This is a genomic window from Methylobacter luteus IMV-B-3098 (assembly GCF_000427625.1).
Lineage (GTDB): Bacteria > Pseudomonadota > Gammaproteobacteria > Methylococcales > Methylomonadaceae > Methylobacter > Methylobacter luteus.
Genome location: NZ_KE386569.1, coordinates 3,949,455 through 3,966,141 on the forward strand (window position 1 = coordinate 3,949,455; position 16,687 = coordinate 3,966,141).

Below are 16,687 nucleotides of genomic sequence, written 5' to 3' on the forward strand. Positions count from 1 at the left end.
TACGGGTTGCGCCGCTTTCGGTAACAGAAAATCAAGCGCTGTGGTACTCGGAAGCAGCAAGCGGAATAAATAGCTGGCCGCGCGTGGACTTAAAACGCGCCATGTCACGATCCATTGTTCACTTTTTAGGAAACATATTGATAATTGCCGCTTTTTTGATAAATACACATCACGGTACTAGCAGAGCTATTTATATTGCCGTCAGAAGCAATTATCTTAATGCACTGCGTGTTTTTATGTCCGGGATCACTAGGGGCATAACTTGTCGAATCGCTGGCCTCAACGAAGTCTGTTGGGTCACAACTGGTTAGGCTATTTTTATTAGAGGTCGTGCAGCTATAAATTTTATACTCCGTTGCGCCCGCGATGGGGGGCCAGGTAATGGTTTTGGGGTCAGTCCCTGTCCAGGCTGTAATCGGTTTCGCGTCGCCACCTACAAAAATTGGTATAGTACCACCTGTACCACCTGTACCACCTGTACCACCTGTACCACCTGTACCACCTGTACCACCTGTACCACCTGTACTACCTGTACCGCCTGTACCGCCTGTACCGCCTGTACCGCCTGTACCGCCTGTACCGCCTGTATCGCCTGTGCCACCTGTATCGCCTGTGCCACCTGTGCCACCTGTGCCACCTGTGCCACCTGTGCCACCTGTGCCACCTGTACCACCTGTACCACCTGTACCACCTGTACCACCTGGGGTCGCCGCCAGCAGCAGCACGCCGGATTTCACCGGATCGGCCTCGGCGATGTACGAGGTAAGCTGTACCTTCTGCTCCACGCCTTTCGGGTCTGTCCATGTCACCTTGACGTTAATTTGCTTGCAATTGACCGAGTTTTCGCAGTCCGAGATTTCCCATGCGCGGATAAAGGTGCTGTTGGCGCCGGTGGCGGTATCGCCATCCTCATCCACCAGGTCTGCGTAAACATCTTGATTGGCAAAGGTACGCAAGTCTTCGATTTTTTCCTGCGCCAAATTCAAGGCATGGGTTTTCATGCGGCTATCGGCGCTGTTGATCAGGGTAATGCCTTGCAATTTGGCCATCCCCAGCATCGCCACGGCCACGACCAGTGCAGAGATCAATGCTTCCAAAAGAGTAAAGCCTCTCTGAGAGGCATGCAGCAAGTTGTTCATTATCATTTTCCTTTAAAAGTCTTTCCAGGTGCCGGGAATGCGCGTGGCATCGTCCATGCCGCTATTGAATACAGTATTTAAGTCAAAGTCATCCTCATGATCAACTTCTATGAATTCCGAGTTGGCATTAGGCTTGTCAACGTCACCTTCCCAAATGACAGAACCATAAACTGTTGCGCCACCCCAGCCGTTAGAAGCACATTCAGTCTCCGATTCAAAATAAATGATGCCGTAGATAGTGACGCCGCCATTAAATCTCGGGCAGCCATTGTCACTTGGGATAATCAAAAGAATCGGCTGATTGGGTGCGCCTATGGTAGTGCTATCGACACCGGTGCCGGTACAATTACCGGAGATATCGGCGCTATTGATCGGACCACCGTTTTCGATGATATAAATAGAGGGCGATGATGTCGCAGGTCCACAAGGAATGGAACCCGAATAAACATGACCGGCATCAGTAGCCCGATCTATAGCTTCTTGAAAATCCATTTTGAATACATAATTCCAAGCGCAGTGCGTACTAGGGCAGCCGGGGAAAATGCCGCGGTTAAATGTCGTGCCCCCTCCTTCCTCATCAGAGTCTTTAACGCCGTTGCCATTCGCATCAGTCCAGATTGTCACGTCCAGATGTCCTTGCGGCAAACAGGCTGGATTGGATGATGTGCCACTGATAACGGCAAGATTTGTGGCGTTAAGCACAAACGTATCGGGTGTACCGGTTGGCGCATTGGTAATGCAGCCCGCGATCACCCAGGGCGGCGGCATGGTTATCCCAAAGTCGAATAATTCGACGGGAATTTGTTTAATGAAAGCTTCCGAAGTGGCGGCAATGCTGCTATCGGCTACGCCTTGGGCGGCCGAGGCGACTCTGATCGAGTCGGTACCTTTTGTGAAAGTCAGCGTGTAGGAATAGCTCTCTCCGGTCGATGAGCCAGTGACAGTGGTTAATGCCGTCGGGCATCCCGCCGGTAATGATCCTGAAGAACAGGTGACGGTATTGGGAATTTCATTTTTATTTGCCCAGCCCACTCCATATTCCAGCCCGGCCTCGGCCGCTTCCTGCGCTTCGCGGGCGCGCAGATCATTGCCGGTAATTCTTTGCTCCATCAGCCCGGTCTGCGCCGTGGTCAATGAGATGACAGCCATTACTATCGCCAGCACCAGCACCACAATCAAGGTGGCGGCGCCTTGCTGGCGATTTTTTAAGCTGAGGTTCGGAAACGTCATGATTAACTCCACAAAGCTATGCGGTTAAGGAATAGGGGGCAAATATTTGTCGTTGCGTACCCTGACCTGCTCGGTGATGGTTTGCGTGATGGTATTGTCGTCGCGCAAGCGCCCAGTCAGCGAAATAGCAACATTGCGAACATCCAAACAGGCTGGATCAGGGCTGCCATCACGAGTGCAGGTGTTGCAGGCTTCGCCAGTTTCACACAGATTATTACCGTAAGTACCGGTTTTACAGCTCGGACTGGCGGTGGCAGGATCCTCATCATCGCCGTCATAACAACCGTCACCGTCGGTATCGGTGGTCATGCTGCTGACATTGAGTGTTGTTGAGGCTAGCTCGAACACCAACTCATCGATCTCCACTTCCGATTCGGTGATGGACTCCCAGACGCCATTACCGCAGTTTTCATTGGTTGTACCACTGCTGCGCATTTCCAGCTCGCCGCCATCGTTCAAACGAAAGCCCAGGCGCTCATTGTCGGCAACTGTCGGCGGACTATCGTTATCACGGTTGTAGGCGTAAACAATGCACGTGCTGTCATAAATCGCCAGTTCGGTTGTCGCGCCAAAAAAAGGATTGTCTTGCAGCGAGATCAAATTAGCCGCTGGATCGGATGTCACAAACCCCGCCCGGCGGATATCGCGCACCATGATGTCCATCATGGCACGCATGTCCTGATTCAGGCGGCTGAGTTTAATGTTGTCGGCTTGTCCTCTGACAGAGGTGACAAAAACGCTGAGGCCGCCGGCGATAATGACCAGGCCGACCAGCAGACCGATCATCAATTCAATCAGCGATAGGCCGGTTTGTTGTTTACGGGTTATTGACATGGTTCGTAGCCTCCCATTGAGCCGCAAAGCCGTGCGCGACCTAACGTGCTAACTGTGACTTCGGCGCTAAAGTTGTTTGAAGTAATTGTAGCGGTTCCGTTGTTGGGATTGGTGCCACGTACCGGATCAAAAGTGGTATAGGCAACGCCGCCGGCAAAACTGGCCGATGACAAGGTTGTTGAGGGAAAATCGCTGCCATTCACCGTTTTGGGAAGAATGCCATCAGCGGCAGCGAGAGCCGGGACAGTATCGATGGTATAACTCCATGGACTGCCGGCGGTAAAAGTGACTCTGACTTCTGTGTTGCGCTTAATGGCTTCAGCCCGCGCCCAGCGCAGGTCCGCCAACACAGCTTCCGCCGCGCCGGTGATGCGTTGCTTGTCGAGGGTGGTGTTGAAGGAGGGCACAGCCAACGCCGCAAGGATAGCGATAACTGCGATGACTACCATTAGCTCAAGCAGCGTGAAGCCTGAATGCCTTGATTTTTCCATATGTCCCTTTTCCGTTTTTATAGCCATTAAATGGCAGTTTTTGATAAGCGCGCTAAACGCCACATAGCGACTGAACTAAGGCGCTAGTTGAATTAGCATTTAAGTATAGTTACTTATCAGATTTAAACAAATGAAAGGCTAAACAATAAACGTATCAGGACTTACGCAAGCCTTAACATGGTGATGACGCAAGGCGGATCATCAGCAACCAATTCCTGACCGCTCAAGGCGAGAAAAAGCTCGGTGACCATGAATGCTGTCCGTTTGCTGCCGTCAATGAAAGGATGATTACGGGCAAGATCGAAGCCATAGGCAGCAGCCAGTGCTGCCAAATCCGGGTCATCGTAATTAGCTATTTCTAGGGCAAAACAGAGCCGATTACAGCAGACTACGATCACAAATGCCCACCGCACCGCCATGCTCTGCGAGGTGTTCCTCATGCAGAGCCAGAGCAACGGATTCAATGACCCATTATTTCGCCAGTTCGTGCAGAACGTCACGTCGTTTATTCATGATCTTTCGCGCCATAGTCATTTGTTTCTCAAATTCCATATCATAGGGCGTCAGCCGAAAACCTTCCGAGGATTCGGTCAGGAATACCCTGTCGCCTTTTTCAAGGTGCAATTTGTCCAATGCCTCTTTAGGCAATACGACGCCTACGGAATTGCCAACTGTTGCCAATTTAAGTTTCAGCATAGTCTGATTCCGTTTGTTATTACGTATGCAATAACGTTAATGGAAAAATAGATAATTCTCTATAGAAATAAAAGGTTCTGCTGCGTTAGCAGAGTGAGTATTGGTTTCGGTAAGCTATACCACGTGTTCGGTTTCAAAGAACTCCGCGTCGAAAACAACATTCATTCTGACATTAGGAAATTGCACTCGATAGCTTCGGCCCTGGACCAGCTTTAGCCGAAAAATTATTCCTTGACGGCTTCGACCGAGATCGTGATGGTCACATCATCACCGACTTGTGGCGCATATTTGCCCATATTGAAGTCAGTGCGCTTAACGACTGCTGTCGCATCGGCGCCGCAAGCATCCTTCTTCCGCATCGGATGCAGCATGCACTGGAAGGAGGTCACCGTCAGCGTAACCGGCTTGCTGATCCCCTTGAGAGTGAGTGTGCCATCGACCGACGAGACTTTACCTCCCTCGAAATTGACTTTACTGGAGATAAAGCTGGCGGTTGGATACCTGGCGGTATCCAGAAATTCCGCGCCCTGTATGTGCTCATCGAACAGCGAGTGGCCGGTATCGACGGAACGGGTATCGATGATGACGTTGACAGAGCCCGTTTTCGCCTCGCGATCGATGACGATGCTGCCGGAGGTCTTGTTAAAGCGGCTCAACTGCGTTGAATAGCCGAGATGATTGTAAGAAAAGCGCGGATAGGTATGAGCGTCATCGATGATGTAAGTTTCCGGTGCGGCAAGAGCGGTGCTTGAAATGGCTGCAGCCAGAGTAAAAAATGTCACGCGTTTCATGGTGCGGTTCCTTATTTGGAGTTATTCCGGTGAGAATAATGTCATGGAAGATATAGGGAAAATACGGAATGAGGAAAAATTATAACTTAGCTTCTATCCGCTTGATGGTTTTATCACTAGCGGTCGGATGAAAAGCAGCGACTCAATTGCTTTCCAGAAAACGCCTGATCAGTCCGGCCAGGGAATGAGGCGATCAAAAAGAATAAAGTTGTTTTAAAATCCGTGTAGGCGACTTCGCCTAAAGCGCTTACTGTTGGCAGCGCCCAATCAGGCACAAAAGGCGACTGAAGTCGCCCCCACATTTTTGCGTAAGTCCTGAATGACAATACTTCGGACAGTTTTAATGGAGTAGAACCATGAGCAAACTCTGGGATAATACGGTTTCCGACATCGAACAACCCCAGAAATCAGCTCATGGAAGAGATAGTAAACTCAGTTTTAACCTCAATGTCCAGCGTCAAAAAGCCGCAAAGACTATTTCTGATGGGGTTGTTTTCAGTGTTGAGATTGTTTCAAGGCAAGGCGACGTTTCGTAACCTAAGCCGCTACAGCGAAATGCATGAAAAACGTTTTTCGCGTTGGTCCCGTCGAGCCTTTGATTTTACTCACTTCAATGCCCGATTACTTGCTCATGAATTGCCCGAAGCTCACGAACGGATAGCCGCCATTGATGCCAGTTTTATGAAAAAAAGCGGGAAGCACACAGAGGGTTTGGGGTACTTTTACCATAGCCAGGCAGGCAAAGCTGAAAAAGGCTTGGAGATTTCGCTTATTTCACTCGTTGATTTGAATGCCAATACCGCCTATGCCATTGATGCCCGACAAACCGTGGATGTTGAAGAACAGAGCCGGGTGGACCTCTATGCCCGGCATTTTCGCGAGGTTGCCCCGGCGTTGAAAAAGGCTTCAATACGCTATCTGGCCGCCGACAGCTATTACAGCAAGGTGAAATTTATTGATGCGGTTTGCGAACAAGCGTTTGATTTGGTCGGTAAACTGCGGATTGATGCGGATTTGTACTGGCTTTACCCAGGCGACTATAAAGGCTGTGGACGCCCGAAAAAATACGACGGAAAAGTCGACATCGTGTCCGAGAAAGCGCGTTTTGGCTATCACCTCACACTGGAGGGCGGTGTCGACCTGTACAGCCAGGTGGTCTATTGCAAACGCTTTAAGCGAAACCTCCGGGTTGTCTTGCTTCATAGCAGGCAAAAAGTCAAAGAAGGCCATGCGCTTCTGTTCTCAACGGATGCGGCTCTGGATCCTGTCACAATCCTTCACTACTATAAAGCGCGTTTTCAAATCGAATTTTTGTTTCGTGATGCCAAACAATATACCGGGCTCATGGATTGCCAAGCCCGCTGTAAAGAAGCGATACAGATGCATACCAATGCGTCATTGCGGCGCTGAATCTCTTGAAGCTTGAAGATCGACGTCAAAAACAGACGACGCAGGAAACGGTGATTTCCATTGCTTCCTGGAAACGTAAAAAATTCAATCAATACTTGATGTTACGCCTTTTCGACAAGTTAGGCCTGAGCGGAGAGTGCGAAAAAATAGCCCAACTATTTGACGAATTCAGTGATTATGGGACGATTGCTGCGTAAAAGTGTTCGAACTATTGGAATGACTTAATAATTAATAAAGACACAATGAATAGGAGAGAACGAGTGAAGCCAGTTATCATCAGGCGGCATGACTCATGAGCTATCCATCTGCTCCATGGACGCTGAAAGGATTTGCCGTTCAGACTTTGCAGTTCGTGGACACAGCGCAGGCACGTGCTTTCGTCCCGCCTGATCTGGACATCGTCTCGGTGCTTCCAGGCAATACCCTGGGCGTGGTGTATCTGGCCTCCTATGCGCCCGAGTCTGTCCTCTCCTACAACGAATTGATTGTCGTTCCCGCCCTGGCGCGTTACAGGAAAAACGTGGGTTTCTGGATCTCCCATATCTACGTCGACCATCCCGATTCAATGGCCGGCGGTCGCGAAATCTGGGGACTTCCAAAAGAACTCGCGCAGTTTACCTGGCAGATGGGCGAAGAGAACCATGTGTCGGTTCGCCAGGGCGAGCAAGTGCTCTGTAACCTGCACTACGCCCATCACCGGCGATTATGGCGCCAACCTCTTTTCCTGCCGGCGCTCAGTATGCGGGGCAAGGACCTGCTCCGGTTCAAGGGCACCTTTACCGCCCGGCTAGGGTTCGGCAAGGGGAGCCTGAATATCCCATGCGAGAGTCCTTTTGCGGCGCTCGGCTTGGCTGGCGCAGTGCGTACCTGCCACTATGACGACATGACGTTTGTGGCGCATGCGCCGCAAATCATCGGCCATGCCACGGTACTTCCGCAAGCATGACAATAGGCGGAAGACCTGGCGGTCTTATTAGACCTGTCCGCACTATCTCAGGAAGAAGCGCTACTTCAAACAGCGACCGAAGTTGAAGAAAAAATCGTGTAAATGATTGACGGCGCAAAAAAGAATGTCGCATAACAGGCGTATCAACACCGATTTGCTGATTTTGCAAAGCGGTTATACGCCAGCGTCAAATTAAAGGTATCGCCGTGAATGAAACAAAGATTTACCGTACGTTTAAAGAGTTTTATCCGTTCTACCTTAACGAGCATTCCAACCGGATTTCCCGCCGGTTGCACTTCGTTGGCACATCCATAGCCCTGGTGTTGCTCATTACTGCTTTCTTGACCCCGATATGGTGGCTGGTTGCGGTGGCCTTTGTACAAGGCTACGCCTTTGCCTGGGCCGGACATTTCTTCTTTGAGCACAACAAGCCTGCCACCTTCGTGTATCCCTGGCTCAGCTTTCTCGGCGACTGGCGTATGTGGTGGGAAATGCTGACCGGCAAGATTCGATTTTAGGAGAATGCGCGGCTGTGCGTCAGGGTTGTGTCGAATATGGTCTTTCGCAAACGCCGCATAACAGCCGGGCTGTGTCATATCAGCAGCCGTTGATTCGCGGGATAGCATCAACATCGGAAATTAGGGTCTGTGCCGACGAATGCCGTAGGGAGTTGGCTTGAACGAGGGGTCAGGCGTCTTCATGCCAATCGAAGTCCATTTGTCGTGCTGTATTGACCGCAAGCTCCCGGCCCATGAGCCGATCGACAAGGTGGAGACTCATGTCAATTCCCGCAGAGATCCCGGCTGACGTGACGACTGGCCCGGCATCCACCCAGCGGCGCTTCTCCAGGACAGTGAGTCCTGGAAACATTGTTCGCATGTCTGCGATATCTTCCCAATGGGTAGTCGCCGGTTTGGCTTCAAGGAGGCCCGCTTGTGCAAGAAGGAACGAACCGGTGCAGACAGATGCCGTCAACTGTACCTCAGCAGCGACTCGCGATATCCATGCTGTTACCGCTGGTGTTGCAAGTTCGGCCGTGACGACACCGCCTGGAATTAGCAGCAGATCCATGGGTGGGCAGGTCGCAAATGTATAGTCCGGAGTCACTACAAGGCCCGCCCTCGCGCGGACAGTGCTTGCCTCCCGAGCAACTGTGAAGACATGAAAAGGGTCAGGTGCGTGTGGATTGCACCGTTTGAAGACACGCGAGGCCGTTGTGAAGACCTCATATGGTCCGGCGAAATCCAAGACCTCCATGTCCGTGAATACATAGATGGCAACGGCTGTGGTCATATGGATGCCCGCTGTAATGTATACGACATTGACTGCCTTATAAAAAATCTAACGGGTTGTCTATGCTTCATAAATCCCCTTAAGTAATTGTTCTGATTGAGTCGAGGTATGTCAACAGGACATGGGGAGCCAAATCAATATGGCATGGCTTCCATCCCGATAAATTAATAAAAATCCTTGTGCATCATGGCAATGACTGTCCGTTTTTGGCCCATAACCGCGGCTATTCGCCCAGCAACGGAACCTTTCCAAACCTCATCGCGTCAAAAATTTCGCAAAAACTGGCGTTAAACTCCAAGCTCATTATTCATTGCCTGGGAGAATTCAATATGGCCACAACTCGCATCGCACATACCGTCTGGGAGGGAGAGCTGCTCAAAGGCAGCGGCGTAATCTCCTTTGATTCGTCCGGCATCGGGCAGTACCCGGTCTCCTGGCCGTCCCGCGCAGAGCAGGCGAATGGCAAGACCAGTCCCGAAGAGCTGATCGCTGCCGCCCATTCCAGCTGCTTTTGCATGGCGCTATCCCACGGACTGGCGGGGGCAGGTACGCCGCCGACAAGACTGGAGGCCAAGGCCGAGGTCACTTTCCAGCCGGGTGAGGGCATCACTGGCATTCACCTCACGGTCCAGGGCGAGGTGCCCGGCCTGGACGAACAGGGTTTCGCCGCGGCGGCCGAAGAAGCCAAGAAAAACTGCCCGGTCAGCCAGGCGCTCGCTGGGACAACGATTACACTGTCCGTTGAGTTCGCCTAGCGTCGGCTCCGGCACGTCTATATCGAAAGAGTCAAGTTTTGCAGTCAGGCAGAACTAAGCCAACATGATCTGTAAAAACATGATTTCATCGTTCGGATGCTGGAGTTCTTCAAAGTCTTGAGTGCTGTTCAAGTAAGCAAAACGACAGAGCAAACGAGACCTAGATGTGCAGTAACCCCCTAAAGCCTTGCCATGCGGTTTCGTTTCCCTGAGCTAAATCACGAAACCTATTACGCCAGGAAGGGCCATCTTGCGCGCAATTAAGGGCGTCATCGAGAGTACGGAAAACTCCCCAGCAAATAGATCTATCCCAGGCTTTACCGTCCAGGCAATGAACTGAATACACGTGTTCATCATGAATAACAAAGGACAGCCCATACCAATGCTTCAGATGTTCCTGATCTCGCTTCGAAATAGCTACAGTATTAAATCCGTCAGGCAGTAACGGATTAATCAGGCATCCATTAATAAAATCATCGGCGATATAACTGGTATCATCGTCAAAATTGAATATTTGTTTAGGCATTATGCACCTACCTGAGTTTTCAGATACGGTTATTCCCCTTATTGCCGTCATTGGCTCAAACTGATCCGCTGGACACAAACAGGCCGGCAGGGATCAGTGAAAGGCAAAAAAAGCCTCGATGAAGGGGCGGTCTATTAAAAGGGTGTCAAAGAGCGTTGAAAATTTTCCAGTAAAGAGCGTCGAAAAGTTTCCAGTCGTGTTGTAGGGTTATCGGCCTTCAGCCGCCTTTTTTCGCTGCTTGAACCGATAGGAATCATTACCTGTTTCCAGAATATCGCAGTGATGAGTAATTCGATCCAACAGGGCCGTGGTCATCTTGGCATCACCGAACACCTGCACCCATTCGGCGAAGTTCAGATTAGTGGTGATGATCAGCGAGGTTTTCTCGTACAGCTGACTGATCAGATGAAACAGCAAAGCGCCACCCGATGCCGGGAACGGCAGATAGCCCAGTTCATCGAGAATGACTGCATCACTATGCGTTAACCGCTTGGCCAGAGTGCCGGCCTTGCCCAACTGCTTTTCCTTGTCCAGTTGATTGACCAGATCGACAGCGTTGTAAAAACGCACGCGTTTGCCCTGGTGAATGGCTGCTACGCCCAGGGCGGTCGCCAGATGGGTTTTACCGGTGCCGGTTCCGCCCACCAGTATCAGGTTGGTGACCTGCTCCATGAAGCCGGCCGTTGCCAACTGCTCAATCCGCGCTTGCTCCAAAGGCGTTTCCTGCCAATCAAAGCTCATCAGATCACGGTGATGAGGAAAGCGCGCGGCTTTAAGCTGATAACTTAGGCTGCGGGCCTGTCGGTCAGCCTGTTCCGCTTCAATCAGGCGATCCAGCCAAACTTCCGGCATGACGGGCTTTTGCTGACCACTGTATTCGGCTTGCCACTCGCTCCAGGCCGCAGCCATGCCATAGAGATGAAGATCCTTTAGGCGCATTGCACGATCAATGGACATGGCGTGAACTCCGCAAGGTATCGTAGCGGCTGCAATCAGCTACCGGCTCCAGGGCCAATGTCGGCGTGGATGGCGATGTGTCAGTCAACGGTTTAGGCCTAGCTGCATCAGTTAACCGGCGCATTTCATTGAGCACAATCGCGGCGCTGATGATCCCGGTTTGCAAGGTCAGGTCGCACGCCACTTCCAGTGTCTCCAGGCCATCATCGCCTAATGACCTGGCCATCAGCAACAGATCGACAAACGCGCGATCACCTTGGTCTTGTTTGAGAATGCGGTCCCGGACCACTTTAACCGGTGCCGGCAGATCCCAGGCCTGAAACGGCGCACCATGCCGCAGTGCTCCCGGCTTTTTCTCTAATACCGGCAGGTAATGCCAGGGATCACAGACCAGCTGATCACGGCCAAAACGACGGATATGTTCGGCAATGACCTGACCTTCGGCCACCAGGCGCACACGATCGGCCGTTAAGCGCACTGACACCACCGCATTAGCCCATTGGGCCGGCACGCTGTAGCGATTACGGTCAATACGTATCAGGCACAACTGTGAGACCCGCCGTACCTCTTCCACGTAGCCATCAAAGCTGGCCTTGACTGGCATTAACAGCGGCTGTTCTTCGGCAAAGCAATCGGCGATAGTGCGTGAAGGTTGTTCGGGATGGGGCCGTCCCGCCAATTCCCGACAGCGTAGCGCCAGCCAGGCATTCAGGCTGGTAAAATCGGCGAATTTGGCCAAGGGCGTAAACAGCCACTCCCGGATATTACCCACCTGATTTTCCACTTGGCCTTTTTCCCAGCCCGATGCCGGCGTGCAGGCCACCGGCTCAAACAGATAGTGATTGGCCAAGGCCAGAAAACGGCGATTAAAGCGACGCTCCTTGCCGACAAAGATCGCGTCAACAACAGCCTTCAGATTATCGTAGATCATGCGTTTTGGTACGCCACCGAAGTAAGCGAACGCCTGGCGGTGTGCATCCAGCACCATCTCCTGGGTTTCTCGCGGATAGGCGACCACGAACATCTGCCGGCTGTAGGCCAGGCGAAAGTGAGCCACTTTAATGGTCTGCGTCACACCGCCGAGCTCGACGGTTTCCTGGCTCCAATCAAACTGGCAGGTCTCGCCCGCCGGAAAGGCTAACGGTACAAAGGCTTGTTTGACGGCGGGACTGCTGACTTGCTGTTTCTTCCAACGCCTTACATGGCGTTGTACGGCCGTATAAGAGCCGCGGTACCCCTCAACCTGGAGACACTCATACAGTCGGCGGGCAGTCCGTCTCTGTTTACGCGGCAAAACCGCTTCCTGCTCCAACCAGGTGTCCAGTTGGTCATGGAATGAGCCCAGCTTGGGATAAGGCTGATGTTGGCGCTGATAAACCGGCGCTTCAAGCGTCTTGAGATGCTTGCGGATGGTGGGGCGGGAGAGCTTAAAGGTCTTCGCCAGAGAACTGATGCTTTCTTTACCTACATGATGACGCCGTCTGAGTTCGGCAATAAGGTCCATTTCTAACACTCCAGGATGCTCCGGTCAAAAACCGGTCATTAAATAACCTGGGGTGGAAACTTTTCAACGCTCTTTTCCCCAGGGCCCTGGAAAGTTTTGCACGCTTTTTAACAATTAAAAGGTATAGCTATGATGAATGCATTAAAAATTACCCGCCTTCATATGTATATTCCGTAATTATCGCTCAGGTTCAATCTCATCTTTCAATCGATTTTTTCCTGACCGTAAAACTCTGTCTGGTTGCTAAACATAAAAGGGCAAGAGTCAACCGGCTTTTTATCGGATGTTACGCTGCGCTCTCTTGGTACTGAATTTTTTGTCTTTCGTTTATCCTGCAATAATGGATAAACGAAAGACAAAAAAAAGCCCCTGATTAAGGGGCTTGAGAGATCAATGATAACTACTAACGTGACAAGTGTTTTAACTTATCACTTTTTGATAGACATTATTTATGTCTAAAAAATTCATTAAATTTATATCAAAAGTTACTGCGTCTTTTGTTCGAGGCCTCGCTAATGACATCAAATGTCAGCGATCAGATGTAATGCCATACAGGCTCATATCTGGCGCAGTTTAGAGCTTCATCGAGCGTATCAAAAATTCCCCAGCATCTAAGGCAGCCATTAATTAAGCGGTGCACTGAGACTTTATGTTGGGTGCGAATAATAAAGGGTGAATCGGGGACCAATCCGTCAAGAAAAAAAGGATTAATCAAATAGCCTCCAATAAAATCTTCCGCTAAGTACTCGGTATTATTATCAATTTTAAACTTATTCATAGCTATAACGACCTCAGGCTGAATCAGATATCCCTGATTTGTCAGCTAGATAGGGTTTGGGCTATTTCCCATCTAGATTCTTAAAAAAATAGTCTTAAGAGGCTTAAAAATACTCTTTTTTTGTGACAGACATATGAAGCCAGACAGGGGAAACCACATGGATGCGAGAGGGGTTGGCGTGGTGAAAAAACGTGAATCGCTACATTGAAATGATTACTGCCCTGATCAGTTGCCTTGTGCAAAACGACAAATGTGAGAGGGTAATGTATATCGCTGTTTTGACAATCGAAATAAGTTTTTTGTACTCTCCTGACTATGCCGACCTGTATCTTAACCTGTTAAGTAGAATGAGCTGAAAAATGAACCAGACAAATAAAGCAAACGCCCTGATCTTGGGTATCTCGATCTTTCTCGGACTGACTGCGCTTGGATATCTCCTTGGCAGGGCCGCTATCGACTTCAAGGAATACGAGCGGAGCGTTACCGTTAAAGGGCTATCCGAGCGAGAACTGCCAGCAGATATAGTGATTTGGCCCATCGTTTTCACCGAGAGCGGCAATGACCTCGGCGCGCTATATAACTCTATTGAAGCCGGCAAAAAGAGCATCGAAGCGTTTTTGGTTTCCAAGGGCATTGCGGCAGCCGAAATATCACATTCTTTACCTTCGATTACCGACAAGTCAGCGCAGGAATATACCAACGGCCAGAAGGCCGAATTCAGATATGTGGCTATCCAAACGGTCACAGTTTACTCATCGAATGTCCCTACAGTCCGAAAGGCAATGAATGAACTATCTGAATTAGGCAAACGTGGAATCGCTTTTAAAGGCGAGGACTATCAAAATCAGACTGAATATCTGTTCACTAGCTTAAATAAAATCAAGCCGGAAATGATCCAGGAGGCCACAACGAAAGCGAGAGAGGTCGCCTTAAAATTTGCCGAAGACTCAAATAGCAAACTGGGAAAAATAAAACAGGCGTCTCAGGGCCAGTTTTCCATAGACCCACGAGATAAAAACAATCCGCATATCAAGAAAATTCGAGTAGTGTCCACCGTCGAATATTACTTATCCGATTAGAGCGCTTGGCAACAGCCTTGCAGGCGCATCCCTGCAACCAGTGAAGGTTAGCAGTACCGGATAAGCTATGATCCGGTAGCAGAATGACTAGTAATAACCCCCAATTTGATAGATTGCTTAAGCGAAGCGGGGGTATGTGGAGAAGGGGTCTTTCCGGAGCTGTACGGATGAATGCTTTGAGCATTATATGTCTATGGTATAATAGAAGTATGTTAATAGTTGCCATTTCAAAGCAGTCACTGGTTATAGCAGTGCCAGTCGCGTGATCATGTCGAGATAGAATCGCCCATACGGGTTCACGTGCTCCTAAATTTTCCTTGGCTTTCGACCTTCCAGTAAGTCAGTTTCTTTAATCAGAAATTCGACCATGCGATCTCGAAAGATACGAACTCTCGCAATTGTACGTAGATCGACATGGCTGAGAACCCAGACGTCATACCCGGATTCGACATGTTCCACAGGAAAACGTACTAACTCATTCGCCTCATCAGCCAGGGAACAGGGCAGTAAAGCCAATCCCAGGCCTTCTCTGCACATTTCAAACATCGCCACGCTGGAATTCGTCCGGTATGCCCGCTTGAGTTTGGGAAAGTTTTTTTTGATCCAACAAGGCATGGTGACTCCGTCGCCTATCCAGGTGATACAGGGCGGTGTTTCCGGCGAGAGGTTTTTCAATAATTCCGGGTGGCCATAGACATGACACGCGAGCCTGCAGATACGTTTGCCCACCACATTCGGCGGCGGTTCTATAATGGCTTGAATCGCAATGTCGGCCTCCCGTCCTGCCAGATTCAGGACTTCTTCGGCAGCGATCAGCTCAAAATCGACATCGGGATGGTCTCGTTTGAAATCGCGGATTACCGGCATCACAAAACGCTTGGAGCAAACATCGGAAACCGTAACTTTGATTAACCCCGAAACGTCCTCGGAGTCACTCTCGATTTTTCGATGAATGGCATTGGCTTTGTGCGCCATATCTTCGGCAAGCATGACGATCTTTTCCCCAACAGGCGTAATTACCCAGCCTTTCGCGGTGCGGTCGAACAGGGCTTTCCCCAATTGGCTTTCCAGTTGAGCGATTCGACGGCTCACTGTCGATTGATTAACGCCGAGCCGTGAGCCTGCTTCCGTGACGTTTCCTGAACGAACGACTTCGATGAAATAACGGAGATCGTCCCAATTTAGATTATGCATATTTGCAAATACCTTATGCTAATTTTGACATTGGTTATGCATTTTAATCATTAACCACATGCGATACAATGTTTATATTGGTTCAAAGAAACCGGGAAATGCCACCCCATTCCGCGCTACTTTCAATCATTTATTGAGGCTGATGGTCGCGTTTGCGTTCAGATTTAATCGAGGAAAATTATTATGGCGGGCTATGTTGATGATGTCGTTATTCCGTATGATCGTGATCTTGGGCCGGTACTATTCGAGCATTATGGTGCCGATACCGCAAGACGCGTCGCGGAACAATCGCCGATGGATGTGCTGGAAATTGCCGCCGGCACCGGCATCGTGACTCGGCATCTACGCAGTTTGCTTTCTAAAGAGGCCCGCCTGACCGCGATCGACATCAGCGACTCCATGATGGATGTCGCTCGCTCAAAGTTTCTTCCCGAGGAACAAGTCACATTCCAGAACGCCGACGCTACCGCGCTGCCGTTCGATGACGAAGCCTTCGATGCCGTGGTCTGCCAATTCGGCATCATGTTTTTCGACCGCGATAAAGGCTTTCGCGAGGTGTACAGAACCTTGAAGCCCGGCGGGCGTTACTTGTTCCGCGTTTGGGATTCGGAACGCTATAACCCGTTTGCCAGTTTGAGCTTCGAAGTCCTCAAACAATACTTTCCGTCAGACACCCCCCGGTTTCTATTCGACCCGGTGTCCTGCCACCAAATCGATCCGCTCAAGGAACAGCTGATTCAGATCGGCTTCGATCCGGTGGTCATTTCCGTTCAGCGTCACGTCTACGATATTCTCGATGTGACGGCGTTTGCGCGAGCTTTGGTTTACACGCCGGTGATTTTTGAAATCCGCGACCGTGGCGGTGTCGATCCCGAGGAAATCGTCAAGCAATTGGCCGACGCCTTCAAGAGAGAGTTCGGTTCCAGCCCGATGCGTTATCCGATGCAAGCGATACTGTTCGAAACAGAGAAACCCTAAGTTCAAATCTAGATGGGATCGAAGCGGTGCATCGGATTCGAAAGGGGCTGCGGGCAGAAGAAAGAATGCCGGCTTATCAGCAATTT

Annotated in this window: 21 protein-coding genes; 8 read left to right on the forward strand and 13 right to left on the reverse strand. The window is 50.4% G+C overall.

What is annotated here, in order from left to right:
- Positions 1–125: 125 nt before the first annotated feature.
- The 7 genes from METLU_RS26935 to METLU_RS0120865 form a co-directional block, all read right to left on the reverse strand.
- Entirely contained in the window at positions 126–1,139 is a 1,014-nt protein-coding gene (locus METLU_RS26935) for a type IV pilus modification PilV family protein (RefSeq protein ID WP_051300069.1), read from the reverse strand.
- 12 nt (positions 1,140–1,151) lie between these two features.
- A complete protein-coding gene (locus METLU_RS0120840; protein WP_027159914.1) occupies positions 1,152–2,369 on the reverse strand; it encodes a pilus assembly PilX family protein in 1,218 nt (405 codons plus the stop codon).
- Positions 2,370–2,393: 24 nt separating this feature from the next.
- Positions 2,394–3,203 (reverse strand): PilW family protein, encoded by an 810-nt coding sequence (locus tag METLU_RS0120845; RefSeq protein ID WP_027159915.1) that lies wholly within the window; start codon positions 3,201–3,203, stop codon positions 2,394–2,396.
- Complete coding sequence (locus tag METLU_RS0120850; protein ID WP_027159916.1) at positions 3,194–3,694, reverse strand: GspH/FimT family pseudopilin; 501 nt, start codon at positions 3,692–3,694, stop codon at positions 3,194–3,196. The genes METLU_RS0120845 and METLU_RS0120850 overlap by 10 nt, the downstream gene beginning before the upstream one ends.
- 161 nt (positions 3,695–3,855) lie before the next feature.
- Positions 3,856–4,113 carry a type II toxin-antitoxin system death-on-curing family toxin gene (locus METLU_RS26035; protein ID WP_196806574.1) on the reverse strand — a complete coding sequence of 86 codons (258 nt, stop codon included), beginning with the start codon at positions 4,111–4,113 and terminating at the stop codon, positions 3,856–3,858.
- Positions 4,114–4,165: 52 nt separating this feature from the next.
- Positions 4,166–4,390, reverse strand: coding sequence for an AbrB/MazE/SpoVT family DNA-binding domain-containing protein (locus METLU_RS0120860; protein WP_027159917.1), 225 nt, complete (start codon positions 4,388–4,390; stop codon positions 4,166–4,168).
- Between the two features lie 224 nt (positions 4,391–4,614).
- A complete protein-coding gene (locus METLU_RS0120865; protein WP_027159918.1) occupies positions 4,615–5,181 on the reverse strand; it encodes a YceI family protein in 567 nt (188 codons plus the stop codon).
- 356 nt (positions 5,182–5,537) lie between these two features.
- On the opposite strand from METLU_RS0120865, the gene METLU_RS28475 reads away from it, so the two are divergent.
- The 5 genes from METLU_RS28475 (at position 5,538) to METLU_RS0120885 (ending at position 8,055) form a co-directional block, all read left to right on the forward strand.
- Entirely contained in the window at positions 5,538–5,717 is a 180-nt protein-coding gene (locus tag METLU_RS28475) for a hypothetical protein (protein WP_196806518.1), read from the forward strand.
- Positions 5,680–6,591: a transposase gene (locus METLU_RS0120870; protein WP_196806575.1), complete on the forward strand. Its 912-nt coding sequence runs from the start codon at positions 5,680–5,682 to the stop codon at positions 6,589–6,591. The genes METLU_RS28475 and METLU_RS0120870 overlap by 38 nt, the downstream gene beginning before the upstream one ends.
- A gap of 5 nt (positions 6,592–6,596) precedes the next feature.
- The gene (locus METLU_RS0120875) at positions 6,597–6,788 is read left to right on the forward strand and encodes a hypothetical protein (protein WP_027159920.1); all 192 of its coding nucleotides are present in this window, start codon (positions 6,597–6,599) and stop codon (positions 6,786–6,788) included.
- A 95-nt stretch (positions 6,789–6,883) separates the two neighbouring features.
- Complete coding sequence (locus tag METLU_RS0120880; RefSeq protein ID WP_027159921.1) at positions 6,884–7,537, forward strand: acetoacetate decarboxylase family protein; 654 nt, start codon at positions 6,884–6,886, stop codon at positions 7,535–7,537.
- A gap of 206 nt (positions 7,538–7,743) precedes the next feature.
- The gene (locus METLU_RS0120885; RefSeq protein WP_196806576.1) at positions 7,744–8,055 is read left to right on the forward strand and encodes a DUF962 domain-containing protein; all 312 of its coding nucleotides are present in this window, start codon (positions 7,744–7,746) and stop codon (positions 8,053–8,055) included.
- 169 nt (positions 8,056–8,224) lie between these two features.
- Here the strand turns inward: METLU_RS0120885 and METLU_RS0120890 are convergent, their stop codons facing one another.
- Positions 8,225–8,830 (reverse strand): DJ-1/PfpI family protein, encoded by a 606-nt coding sequence (locus METLU_RS0120890; protein ID WP_027159923.1) that lies wholly within the window; start codon positions 8,828–8,830, stop codon positions 8,225–8,227.
- A 206-nt stretch (positions 8,831–9,036) separates the two neighbouring features.
- Here METLU_RS0120890 and METLU_RS0120895 point away from each other — a divergent pair, with 206 nt between their 5' ends.
- Positions 9,037–9,585: an OsmC family protein gene (locus tag METLU_RS0120895; RefSeq protein ID WP_231383668.1), complete on the forward strand. Its 549-nt coding sequence runs from the start codon at positions 9,037–9,039 to the stop codon at positions 9,583–9,585.
- A gap of 160 nt (positions 9,586–9,745) precedes the next feature.
- Here the strand turns inward: METLU_RS0120895 and METLU_RS0120900 are convergent, their stop codons facing one another.
- The 4 genes from METLU_RS0120900 to METLU_RS28480 all read right to left on the reverse strand — a co-directional run bounded on the left by METLU_RS0120900 (position 9,746) and on the right by METLU_RS28480 (position 13,350).
- Positions 9,746–10,111, reverse strand: a complete 366-nt coding sequence (locus tag METLU_RS0120900) for a hypothetical protein (RefSeq protein ID WP_027159925.1) — start codon at positions 10,109–10,111, stop codon at positions 9,746–9,748.
- A gap of 207 nt (positions 10,112–10,318) precedes the next feature.
- Positions 10,319–11,068: an IS21-like element helper ATPase IstB gene (gene istB, locus METLU_RS0120905; protein WP_027157895.1), complete on the reverse strand. Its 750-nt coding sequence runs from the start codon at positions 11,066–11,068 to the stop codon at positions 10,319–10,321.
- Positions 11,058–12,572, reverse strand: a complete 1,515-nt coding sequence (istA, locus tag METLU_RS0120910) for an IS21 family transposase (protein WP_027158284.1) — start codon at positions 12,570–12,572, stop codon at positions 11,058–11,060. Before istA ends, istB begins: the two co-directional genes overlap by 11 nt.
- Positions 12,573–13,107: 535 nt before the next feature.
- Positions 13,108–13,350 carry a hypothetical protein gene (locus tag METLU_RS28480; RefSeq protein WP_027159926.1) on the reverse strand — a complete coding sequence of 81 codons (243 nt, stop codon included), beginning with the start codon at positions 13,348–13,350 and terminating at the stop codon, positions 13,108–13,110.
- A gap of 359 nt (positions 13,351–13,709) precedes the next feature.
- Here METLU_RS28480 and METLU_RS0120920 point away from each other — a divergent pair, with 359 nt between their 5' ends.
- Entirely contained in the window at positions 13,710–14,429 is a 720-nt protein-coding gene (locus METLU_RS0120920) for an SIMPL domain-containing protein (protein ID WP_027159927.1), read from the forward strand.
- Positions 14,430–14,735: 306 nt separating this feature from the next.
- Here METLU_RS0120920 and METLU_RS0120925 read toward each other — a convergent pair whose 3' ends face one another.
- The gene (locus METLU_RS0120925; protein ID WP_027159928.1) at positions 14,736–15,623 is read right to left on the reverse strand and encodes a LysR family transcriptional regulator; all 888 of its coding nucleotides are present in this window, start codon (positions 15,621–15,623) and stop codon (positions 14,736–14,738) included.
- A 183-nt stretch (positions 15,624–15,806) separates the two neighbouring features.
- Between METLU_RS0120925 and METLU_RS0120930 the strand changes: the two genes are divergently transcribed.
- Entirely contained in the window at positions 15,807–16,601 is a 795-nt protein-coding gene (locus tag METLU_RS0120930; protein ID WP_027159929.1) for a class I SAM-dependent methyltransferase, read from the forward strand.
- The last annotated feature ends 86 nt before the right edge of the window (positions 16,602–16,687 follow it).

What these genes read in the sequence shown, in the direction of transcription:
- METLU_RS26935 (WP_051300069.1), bottom strand. Translation starts at nt 1,139, where the DNA reads ATGAACAACTTGCTGCATGCCTCTCAGAGAGGCTTTACTCTTTTGGAA.
- METLU_RS0120840 (WP_027159914.1), bottom strand. Translation starts at nt 2,369, where the DNA reads ATGACGTTTCCGAACCTCAGCTTAAAAAATCGCCAGCAAGGCGCCGCC.
- METLU_RS0120845 (WP_027159915.1), bottom strand. Translation starts at nt 3,203, where the DNA reads ATGTCAATAACCCGTAAACAACAAACCGGCCTATCGCTGATTGAATTG.
- METLU_RS0120850 (WP_027159916.1), bottom strand. Translation starts at nt 3,694, where the DNA reads ATGGAAAAATCAAGGCATTCAGGCTTCACGCTGCTTGAGCTAATGGTA.
- METLU_RS26035 (WP_196806574.1), bottom strand. Translation starts at nt 4,113, where the DNA reads ATGGCGGTGCGGTGGGCATTTGTGATCGTAGTCTGCTGTAATCGGCTC.
- METLU_RS0120860 (WP_027159917.1), bottom strand. Translation starts at nt 4,390, where the DNA reads ATGCTGAAACTTAAATTGGCAACAGTTGGCAATTCCGTAGGCGTCGTA.
- METLU_RS0120865 (WP_027159918.1), bottom strand. Translation starts at nt 5,181, where the DNA reads ATGAAACGCGTGACATTTTTTACTCTGGCTGCAGCCATTTCAAGCACC.
- METLU_RS28475 (WP_196806518.1), top strand. Translation starts at nt 5,538, where the DNA reads ATGAGCAAACTCTGGGATAATACGGTTTCCGACATCGAACAACCCCAG.
- METLU_RS0120880 (WP_027159921.1), top strand. Translation starts at nt 6,884, where the DNA reads ATGAGCTATCCATCTGCTCCATGGACGCTGAAAGGATTTGCCGTTCAG.
- METLU_RS0120890 (WP_027159923.1), bottom strand. Translation starts at nt 8,830, where the DNA reads ATGACCACAGCCGTTGCCATCTATGTATTCACGGACATGGAGGTCTTG.
- METLU_RS0120900 (WP_027159925.1), bottom strand. Translation starts at nt 10,111, where the DNA reads ATGCCTAAACAAATATTCAATTTTGACGATGATACCAGTTATATCGCC.
- istB (WP_027157895.1), bottom strand. Translation starts at nt 11,068, where the DNA reads ATGTCCATTGATCGTGCAATGCGCCTAAAGGATCTTCATCTCTATGGC.
- istA (WP_027158284.1), bottom strand. Translation starts at nt 12,572, where the DNA reads ATGGACCTTATTGCCGAACTCAGACGGCGTCATCATGTAGGTAAAGAA.
- METLU_RS28480 (WP_027159926.1), bottom strand. Translation starts at nt 13,350, where the DNA reads ATGAATAAGTTTAAAATTGATAATAATACCGAGTACTTAGCGGAAGAT.
- METLU_RS0120920 (WP_027159927.1), top strand. Translation starts at nt 13,710, where the DNA reads ATGAACCAGACAAATAAAGCAAACGCCCTGATCTTGGGTATCTCGATC.
- METLU_RS0120925 (WP_027159928.1), bottom strand. Translation starts at nt 15,623, where the DNA reads ATGCATAATCTAAATTGGGACGATCTCCGTTATTTCATCGAAGTCGTT.
- METLU_RS0120930 (WP_027159929.1), top strand. Translation starts at nt 15,807, where the DNA reads ATGGCGGGCTATGTTGATGATGTCGTTATTCCGTATGATCGTGATCTT.